Source organism: Rossellomorea vietnamensis NBRC 101237 (assembly GCF_001591825.1).
In the GTDB taxonomy this organism is placed as follows: Bacteria; Bacillota; Bacilli; order Bacillales; family Bacillaceae_B; genus Rossellomorea; species Rossellomorea vietnamensis.
Genome location: NZ_BCVQ01000082.1, coordinates 1 through 9,974, shown reverse-complemented (window position 1 = coordinate 9,974; position 9,974 = coordinate 1). Strand labels below are relative to the sequence as shown.

Here is a 9,974-nt window from a genome sequence, read left to right as displayed (position 1 = left end):
TACAATCCACTCTGTGCTTCTATATTCTGATTGCATTATGAGAATAGTCTACAAAAAACTCCTATTCTAGATAGTTTGCTTCAGAAAATAAACCATCTTCAAAGGATCACAAATTTAATCATTCCCTCACAGATGATTTAGACTGCCCTCATGTACATTACCCATCAATTGGAAAATAAGCAGTCATCTCAAATTTATTTGCTCTGTTCATGATTTCTTCATAAAGATTGTCAGGGGATTTGCGAGACTCCTGCGGAAAAACGGGCGAGGCAAGACCCCGCAGCGAATGCGAGGAGGCTTGACCGGTCGTCCGCGGAAAGGGAGCGAATCCCCTGACAATCAAGCAATTTGCTAATCGAACAGAGCAGACACACTCAATTTGATTGATCAAGCGTGGTAAAGAACCGAACAAATAAGATAGCGCAATGTAGAAACTTTTGCTAATCTAAGATAAGCATTTTGAATTTTACATACAATTGAATAACGAGGTGACGATGTGATGATTAGACGATTTTTTAGTTATTACCGTCCGCACCGGCGGCTTTTTTATATTGATTTCGTCTGTGCGGTGTTGGTTGGACTTTTAGAGTTGGGATTTCCTTTGGCGGTATCGTGGTTCATTGACTCTTTATTGCCTGAAGGGAATTGGAGTACCATCCTGGCTGTTTCAGCGGGTCTCCTTGTTCTTTATTTGCTCAGTTCGAGTATGCAGTTCGTCGTGAACTACTGGGGGCATAAGCTCGGGATCAATATCGAGACGGATATGAGGCGGGAATTGTTTCATCATGTTCAGAGGCAATCCTTCCGCTTCTTTGATAATACGAAAACAGGTCATGTCATGAGCCGGGTGACAAATGATCTGATGGATATCGGGGAGCTTGCCCACCATGGACCAGAAGATCTGTTCATCGCCGTCATGACCTTTATCGGGGCGTTCTGGATCATGCTCTCGATCAATATGGAGCTTGCTTTGGTTGCGATCATCATTGTTCCGTTCCTTGTGTGGCTCATTTCGTATTCGAATATTAAAATGAATGCAGCCTGGACGAAGATGTACGGAAATATCGCTGATGTCAACAGCCGCGTTGAAGACAGTGTTTCAGGGGCGAGAGTGGTTCAATCATTCACGAATGAGTCTTATGAAATGGAACGTTTTAATGAAAATAATCAATTTTTCCGGAAGTCGAAACTGAAGGCTTATAACGTAATGAGCGTAAATTTATCAGGGATTTATATTACGACCCGGTTGATGACCCTGATCATTCTAGTATACGGAGCCTGGCTGAGTTTTTCAGGAGCCCTCTCGTATGGGGAGCTTGTCGCCTTCATCCTTTATATCAACGTCCTGTTTAAACCGATCGACAAGATTTCAGCCCTTTTAGAGCTGTATCCGAAGGGCATGGCAGGCTTTAAGCGGTTCACCGAGCTTATGGATATGGAGCCGGATATCGAGAATCGCCCCCATGCTGTTGAAGTGTCTACGCTCCGAGGTGATATTGCCTTTAACGACGTGACTTTTGGATATGAACCTGACCGGCCCATTCTGAACGATTTATCCTTCACCATCCAACCAGGACAGACGGTCGCTTTTGTCGGTCCTTCCGGTGCCGGGAAAACGACGATATGTTCATTGATCCCACGCTTCTATGATATAGAAGAAGGAGCCATCACCATTGATGGCATTGATATCCGTGAAATGACGAAGGAATCCCTCCGTTCCCAGATCGGGATCGTCCAACAGGATGTGTTCTTATTCACTGGGACGCTCCGTGAAAATATCGCTTATGGGAAGCTTGATGCCACTCAGGAAGAGATTGAGGAAGCGACGAGACGTGCGCATCTGACAGATCTGATCGCATCCCTTCCAGACGGATATGAGACCCAGATCGGGGAAAGGGGACTGAAGCTTTCCGGGGGGCAAAAGCAGCGTTTATCCATTGCCCGTATGTTCCTTAAAAATCCACGAATCCTGATTTTGGATGAAGCCACTTCCGCTCTGGATACAGAGACAGAAGCGATCATCCAGGAGGCGTTAAATGAACTGGCGAAAGACAGGACCACCCTCGTAATTGCCCACCGGTTGGCAACGATCCGGAAAGCAGACCGTATTCTCGTCGTCACTGAAAACGGGATCGCCGAGGATGGGACTCATGAAGAGTTACTCTCTAATGAAAATGGAATCTTTACAAGGCTTCATGCTCATCAACATGCCACAATCTTATAACAACAAAAAAAATCCAAGCCTGATACGCTTGGATTTTTTCTATTAAGCCGGAGCGTCGTCGAACCGCCGCTCCAGATTCACGAATTTATTGTATTCCTTCACGAACGCCAGAGACACGTTCCCAACCGGACCGTTACGCTGCTTGGCGATGATGATTTCGATGATATTCTTATTTTCCGCTTCTTTGTCGTAGTAATCTTCTCGGTATAGGAAGGCTACGATGTCAGCATCCTGCTCGATACTTCCTGATTCACGGATATCGGACATCATCGGACGTTTATCCTGACGCTGCTCCACTCCACGGGAGAGCTGGGATAAGGCGATGACCGGCACTTGAAGCTCACGGGCCAGCCCTTTCAGTGACCGTGAGATCTCCGAAACTTCCTGCTGACGGTTTTCGCCGGAGCGACCGCTACCCTGGATCAGCTGCAAGTAGTCTATGAGGATCATTCCAAGACCGTGCTCCTGTGCAAGTCGGCGGCATTTGGAACGGATTTCCCCTACTTTGATCCCCGGCGTATCATCGATATAAATACCGGCATTGGAGAGGCTCCCCATTGCCATGGTCAATTTTCTCCAGTCTTCGTCCGTCAGGTCACCGGTTCGGAGATTTTGTGCGTTAATATTCCCTTCTGCACACAGCATACGCATGACGAGCTGTTCCGCACCCATCTCGAGTGAGAAGATGGCTACATTTTCCTTGGCCTTAACGGCTACGTTTTGAGCGATGTTCAGGGCAAAAGCTGTCTTACCCATGGAAGGACGGGCCCCGACAATGATCAAGTCATTTCGCTGGAATCCTGCCGTCATATGGTCAAGGTCGGCGAATCCTGTTGAAATCCCCGTCACGTCACCTTTACGGTTCGTCAGGGTTTCGATGTTGTCATAGGTGCGCACGAGTACATCTTTGATATTATGGAAAGCTCCGGCATTTTTACGCTGAGCGACTTCCATGATATTTTTTTCCGCTTCGCTCAGGAGGCTGTCCACCTCATCCTCACGGGCATAGCCGTCAGAAGCGATATCGGTTGCTGTACGAATCAACCTTCTCAGTAATGACTTCTCTTCCACGATCTTTGCGTAGTATTCAATATTCGCAGCGGTTGGAACGGAAGCGGCCAATTCACTTAAGTAAGCGACCCCGCCAACATCCTCGAGCTCTTTCGCTGCTGCCAGTTCTTCAGTCACCGTTATCAGGTCGACGGCCTTTCCGCCATCCCCGAGATTCAGCATGACATTGTATATTCTTTGATGAGAATGACGATAGAAATCCTCTGGAATCAATATTTCCGATGTGGTCGTCAATGCACTGGGCTCCAGGAAAATGGCCCCTAATACCGCTTGTTCAGCCTCAATATTCTGAGGTGGCACCCGGTCCTGAAACATTTCATTCATCTATGCTCACGCCTCCCTTACGATCAACATTATCTATATAAAAAAAGAATGGTATTTTACCGAAAAAATGTGATCAGGATAAAATCCAGATCACATTTCATATCAAGCTATATTCATTTTAACATATTTTTCTCAAAATGAAGTTACCAAATTTCGTATATTCAGTGGAAAACTATTCTTCCGTTACATGTACCTTTAATGTCGCAGACACATCTGTATGCAGCTTCACAGGAACATTTGTGTAACCAAGTGCGCGGATGGCGTCATTCATCTCGATTTTACGTTTATCGATCTTGATGTCATGAGCCTTTTTCAGCGCATCTGCTATCTGCTTGCTCGTGATGGAACCGAATAAACGGCCGCCTTCACCGGACTTCGCTTTCATTTCAACCGTGAGCTCTTCTAATGTCGCTTTTAATTTTTTCGCTTCTTCCAGTTCCTCTTGAGCCAATTGCTCTTCTTTCTTCTTTTGACCCTCAAGTTGGCCCATATTGGCGTTTGTCGCTTCAACGGCCAATCCTTTTTTCAGTAAAAAGTTATGTGCATAGCCGTCCGCTACGTTTTTCACTTCACCTTTTTTACCTTTGCCTTTAACGTCTTTTAAGAAAATGACTTTCATATCTCTTTTCTCCCTTCAAAATAATCATTTAGTGCTTCTTTCAGCTGTTCTTCCGCTTCCAGGACCGATACTTGCTTGATCTGGGTGGCGGCATTGGTTAAATGACCTCCGCCGTTCAAGTTTTCCATGATGATCTGTACATTAACGTCACCCAGTGAACGGGCACTGATACCGATTGTGTCAGGGTCCCGCTTCGAGATGACGAAGGACGCGATGACTTCATCCATGGTCAATAAGGTGTCTGCTGCCTGGGCAATGAGGACGGGATCATAAATGACATCATCCTCGGCTTTCGCTATGGCAACTCCTTCACGGAAAAACTTGACCGACTCGATCAACCGGGAACGCTTGATGTACGTATCGACATCCTCTTTGAGGAATTTTTGGACGAGCACTGTGTCTGCACCCTGTGCCCGTAAGTAGGAAGCCGCATCAAACGTCCTCGATCCCGTCCGAAGCGTAAAGCTCTTCGTATCGACAATGATACCGGCAAGGAGCGATGTCGCTTCCAGCATCGTGATCTTCTCATGCTTCGGCTGATACTCGAGAAGCTCTGTCACAAGCTCTGCCGTAGAAGAAGCATAAGGCTCCATATAGACAAGCAGTGGATTTTTGATAAAATCTTCGCCCCGTCGATGATGATCGATGACGACGACTTTATCCACCTTGTTTAATAGCTTTTCTTCAATGACCAGGGAAGGCTTATGGGTATCGACGACGACGAGCACCGTATCGTCCGTTGCCATCTCAAGTGCTTCCTCCGGGGTAATGAAGCGTGGATGAAGATCGGAATTCGCTTTGATTTCCTTCATCAAACGTTTTACACCGTTGTCGATTTCATTGAAGTTCAAGACGACGTATCCTTCACGCTGATTCATCTGAGCCACTTTCCGGATCCCGATTGCTGCTCCGATGGCGTCCATGTCGGGATGCTTGTGCCCCATGATGATGACCTTGTCACTTTCAATCATGATTTCCTTTAAAGCATGGGAAATGACCCTTGCCCGTACACGGGTCCGTTTTTCCATCGGATTGGTTTTACCGCCATAGAACTTGACCTTTCCATTGGTCTGTTTAATCGCGACCTGATCGCCGCCTCGTCCAAGGGCGAGGTCGAGGCTTGATTGAGCCAGTGTCCCAAGTTCCGGAAGGGAGGAGACCCCTGTCCCGACACCGATACTCAAGGTGAGGGGGACATTTTGCTTCGAGGTCGTATCCCGGACATCATCCAGAATCCCAAACTTCTCCTTCTCCAACACTTGAAGGATCTTTTCATTTATGACGGCGATGAAGCGTTCGGAAGAGACCCTCTTCAGGAACACACCGTACTCTTTCGCCCACTTATTCAGGATGGATGTCACAAGGCTGTTCAAGCTGCTTCTCGTCTGATCATCCATGCCTTGCGTCAACTCATCATAGTTATCTAGAAAAATAATTCCAATATTCGTGCGTTCATCATGGTATTGCTTTTCTATTTCTTTTTGCTCTGTGACATCAAAGAAGTAGAGTAGTTTTTCTTTGAGCTTCAATACGACATGATATTTTCGTTCATTAATCGTCACAATTTCCGAATCGACTTCCTGCTTGATTAATGGAACGAGTGATTCAGCCACATCGTAAAGGGACCTTCCAACGACTGTGTCTTCATTGAAACAAGAGGCAAGAAAGGGGTTCGTCCATTCTATGTAATATTCATCATTGATCAGCATGATCCCAATGGGCATCTCCATCAATGCCTCTTCCCCTACACGTTTGACGCGATAGGATAAGGTGGAGATATATTCCTCTGTTTCTTCGTGTGACCTTCTTTCAAAATAGAAAGCGAGAAAGTACACGATTCCAAAGACAATCAACCCTATTAACGAAATGATCCATTGGTAAAAGGAAACCGATACTAACAATAGAGCTGTTAATATAGCTAGACCGTACAATGGGTAGCGGATCATTCGCTTATTAAAATAAGATGGCATGATTTCAGCTCCTGGATCTTAAATTTCTATGACTTGCGTTGCAGGCGTTGTCTTAGATCAAATCCTAAGTCAATTATACCTAAAATTCGCACGAGATAAAGAAGAGGAATCGAAATGATTGTAATTAATACCAAAATTCCTTTGGACCATCCTTTCAGATGAGCAAAGAAATAAATGAAAGACAAACCTTGCACCGCCATCAGTGTCTGCAGTACATACAAAATATTAATCAGTGCCGTATAAACGTAAGTTCCTTTTTCCGGCTGAAGGATCATGGACAGCACAAGTGTGATCAAATAATACCAAAGAATGCTCTTAGGGAGCTTCCATTCCCTGAATGGCTTGAAGACCGGTACATCCCTTCCCAGACGCTTCATGATCGGGAAATTGATCAAGATGAATAGTAAGGCAAGTACCACAGCTATCCCTACAAACAAAGTAGGAATCAGGGTGTGGATCAAATCGACGGAACTCTCCAGACTCTCAACCAGCTTTTTATCCGGTTGCTGGCCAAGCTTTTCGAAAAAAGAATAATAAACAGCCTTTGATTCCTTCAGGCTGTCTTCAATTACATTCACACCTAAAAATAAAATGGAAACAACGTAACCAATCACAATGTTGATAACAAGCGTGAAACTTGCTGCCATAAATAGCCTCATCTTATCCACTCTTGCCCTCACACACCAGCCGATGACCACCCCGGTTGTAGCCACCATAAAGGCAACCGGTAATGCAGGCAGTCCTCCGAATAAGAAAGACAGCCCCAGTGATCCGATCAATACTACGATCGAATTCCATAACGAATACTTGGAACTGAATAAAATAAGAGGGAGGGGCAACACAAAAAATGCCAGGGTCCCAATAAGAGGAACATATAAACTCAATAACATCAGCACAGTAAAGATGGCGAGCATAAGCGCACCTTCTGTCAATACACGGGGATTCCTCACTCAAAACGCTCCTTACGATAGATTAAACAATGCAATAGCACTATCATATCAATTTTGAAGATAGATTTCATCTAATGGGGATTTGAAAGGGGCTTTTGTCAAATTTGTGCCACTTTCAGTGAAACTCGGACCACTTCTGGTCGAACACGTTCCAGATTGTGAAGATCCTTCATTATGTTCATATAAAAAGAGGGCACCCCTCTTCACAGCTATCCATCTACTCTAGTATGCACTCACTCTAAAAAGGAGTATACGTAGTAGATAAAGAATGGCAATGTGTCAGGATGACCCTACTATCACAGATTATGAAATTTTGAATCGTTCAATGGAGGACTGAAGCTCCTGGCTTAAGTCCGTCAGACGCTCCGCTGCATGCGTAACGGATTGTACAGCCCTTACCTGCTCCTCTGTCGAAGCACTCATTTCCTCGCAGGAAGCGGCTGTCTCTTCGGCTGTCGCGGCCATCATTTGGATGACATTGACCACTTCATCCTTTTCGAGGTTGATTTGACCCACTTCGTTATACATATTCTCAATCTCACGCTGCATGGATTTCATTAATTGAGAGGTTTCGTCGAATACATGATTCGTTTTTTGAATCACATCATTCTGCACCTCGAATGTTTCTTTTGTTTTGACCATTTCATCCACTGCTTGATGAGATCCCTTTTGGATCTCAACAATCGTGCGCTTGACTTCTTCCGTTGCTTTCACGGATTGATCGGCAAGTTTGCGAACCTCTTCGGCAACTACAGCGAAGCCTTTGCCGTGCTCTCCGGCTCTTGCTGCTTCAATGCTCGCATTGAGGGCAAGCAGATTCGTTTGAGACGAAATTTCCGTGATCGTCCCCATGACGGATTCAATCGTCTTCACTTTCGCTTCCAGGCTAAGGATGACTTTTTCCATGGAAGTGATATATTCACTGGAAGAATGGTAGGCACTTTCCAATTCTTTCACCTGATTCAATCCAGATTGGTTCATGGCATCCGCTTTCCCTGCAAGTTCCGACATGGCTTTGGATTTTTCATAAACCCCATCAATTCTCGCTCCCAATTGCTCAGTTTGAAGATGAGCCCGATCAGAGTCAGCCGCTGACTGTGAAGCTCCACTGGCGATTTCCGCTATGGCCCTTGCCATCTCCTCACTTGACGCATTTGTTTCCTCAGAAACTGCACTAAGCCCTTCGGCAGATTCCCGAACATTATAGATCGATTCCTGAACGACTTTTATCGTATCTTTCATATTCACGATCATTTTATTTAAATCTGTAGCCAGGAGGCCCGTTTCATCTTTTGTGTTAATCGTAGATTGAATGGATAAATCACCGGACGAAACGTCAGTTACCGTTTTTTGCAGCTCTTTAATCGGTTTCGTCATCATGTTGGCTACAATGACAACCAGTACCAGCATGATGACCAGTGTAATCAGAGCCGTGATCATGAGTAAACGTTCGATGTCTTTCGATGACTGAATGAGATCCTCCATATTATAAGCAGATCCCACTTTCCAATTCGTCTTCGGTACCGTACTGTATACCAATATTTTTTTATCGCCTTCGAGTTCATAACGGATCGTATCCGATTCTTTATCGGATTTCAGCATTTTGCTGATGAAAGGCAGGGTGGACAAATCTTCACCGCGTTTGGTTGGGTGAACGATGGCTGTCCCATCAAGACCGATCAAAAATGGATAGCCATTATATCCGATATCCATTTTGGAAACACGGTCAGTCAGTTTCGACAAATTAATATCGACACCGAGGACACCCACCACTTTGTTTTCAGAGACAATCGCCCTTGAGGCGGTTATGATGTATTCCTCCGTTGCCGTATCCACATAAGGTTCGCTCCATACGACTCCGGCCCTTGCCTCTGCAGCGGTTTTATACCAATCTCTGCTCGTTGGATCAAAATCACTCGGCAGAGAGACGGAAGGGACGATTTTCAGTTTCTTATTCGGTGATGCAAAGTAGATGGAAGTAGCTTCCTCGTACAAATTTAGATAATTATCAAAATCCGATTGGATATTTGCATATAGCTCTGTATTATCTACGTCCTTTTCTGTTTGCATTTGTGCCTTGGCATAGTTTTTTAATGAGTTGGAAACGGAGTACTGATCAATACTCTTTTCATATTGTCCAAGGAACAGCTGTACGGAATTATTGAGTTCCCCGACAATCCCTTGGGTTTGACTGATGACTTCATCCTCTGTTTTCATTCTCGTCTGCCAGCTGGTAATGGATATGATGACAGCCAAGGAAACCATAAATAAGATAGAAATGATGACGATAAGCTTCAATCTGATGGATGATAAAATAAATGTCTTTTTATGATCTTTTTTGTTTTTCTTTCTGATTTTTTTCACCAAAATTCCCCCTTTTACTACAAAAAACATCAATGTACACACACTTATTCATCGACATTTTCCTGTGATTATTTATAGTTTTGGGGGAATTCACTCTTCTAATATTAAAAATCGATTGTCGTTGAATATAAGTTGTGGCGTAAAAAAAACCGTTCCTTTTCGCTCCAGGCACTTGCTTTCCTCGGGGAGGAAGTCGAGCCTCCTCGGGCTTCGCCCTGCGGGGTCTCGACCTATCCTCTATTTCCCGAAGGAGTCAAGTGCCTTCCGCTACAATCCACTCTTTGCTTTTACATGGGGGCTTCTAATTATGAATAGATATAAAATCTCTTACTAAAAAGGATCAAGAATTTTTACGAGAGACTATTTAGCAAAGTTTGTCGTGGTAAAAAAAGCATCTGACAAAGCCCAAAAACCAAGAGTGCAGGAAATTACGGAAAAACCCATAAAAAAAA

At 44.7% G+C, this 9,974-nt stretch carries 6 protein-coding genes; 1 reads left to right on the top strand and 5 read right to left on the bottom strand.

The features are described from left to right. The first annotated feature begins 499 nt into the window (after nucleotides 1–499). Nucleotides 500–2,224, top strand: coding sequence for an ABC transporter ATP-binding protein (locus tag BVI01S_RS21365; RefSeq protein WP_061811505.1), 1,725 nt, complete (start codon nucleotides 500–502; stop codon nucleotides 2,222–2,224). A gap of 42 nt (nucleotides 2,225–2,266) precedes the next feature. Here the strand turns inward: BVI01S_RS21365 and dnaB are convergent, their stop codons facing one another. From dnaB to BVI01S_RS21340, 5 genes are all read right to left on the bottom strand, one after another. Continuing rightward, on the bottom strand, nucleotides 2,267–3,619 hold the full coding sequence (dnaB, locus tag BVI01S_RS21360; protein WP_034764791.1) for a replicative DNA helicase: 1,353 nt from the start codon (nucleotides 3,617–3,619) through the stop codon (nucleotides 2,267–2,269). Between the two features lie 172 nt (nucleotides 3,620–3,791). Then, nucleotides 3,792–4,238, bottom strand: a complete 447-nt coding sequence (gene rplI / locus BVI01S_RS21355; RefSeq protein WP_034764788.1) for a 50S ribosomal protein L9 — start codon at nucleotides 4,236–4,238, stop codon at nucleotides 3,792–3,794. After that, complete coding sequence (locus tag BVI01S_RS21350) at nucleotides 4,235–6,208, bottom strand: DHH family phosphoesterase (protein WP_061811504.1); 1,974 nt, start codon at nucleotides 6,206–6,208, stop codon at nucleotides 4,235–4,237. The genes rplI and BVI01S_RS21350 overlap by 4 nt, the downstream gene beginning before the upstream one ends. A 26-nt stretch (nucleotides 6,209–6,234) precedes the next feature. Next, complete coding sequence (locus BVI01S_RS21345; RefSeq protein WP_061811503.1) at nucleotides 6,235–7,158, bottom strand: YybS family protein; 924 nt, start codon at nucleotides 7,156–7,158, stop codon at nucleotides 6,235–6,237. 303 nt (nucleotides 7,159–7,461) lie between these two features. Continuing rightward, nucleotides 7,462–9,522, bottom strand: coding sequence for a methyl-accepting chemotaxis protein (locus BVI01S_RS21340; protein WP_061811502.1), 2,061 nt, complete (start codon nucleotides 9,520–9,522; stop codon nucleotides 7,462–7,464). Nucleotides 9,523–9,974: the final 452 nt, after the last annotated feature.

What these genes read in the sequence shown, in the direction of transcription:
- BVI01S_RS21365 (WP_061811505.1), top strand. Translation starts at nt 500, where the DNA reads ATGATTAGACGATTTTTTAGTTATTACCGTCCGCACCGGCGGCTTTTT.
- dnaB (WP_034764791.1), bottom strand. Translation starts at nt 3,619, where the DNA reads ATGAATGAAATGTTTCAGGACCGGGTGCCACCTCAGAATATTGAGGCT.
- rplI (WP_034764788.1), bottom strand. Translation starts at nt 4,238, where the DNA reads ATGAAAGTCATTTTCTTAAAAGACGTTAAAGGCAAAGGTAAAAAAGGT.
- BVI01S_RS21350 (WP_061811504.1), bottom strand. Translation starts at nt 6,208, where the DNA reads ATGCCATCTTATTTTAATAAGCGAATGATCCGCTACCCATTGTACGGT.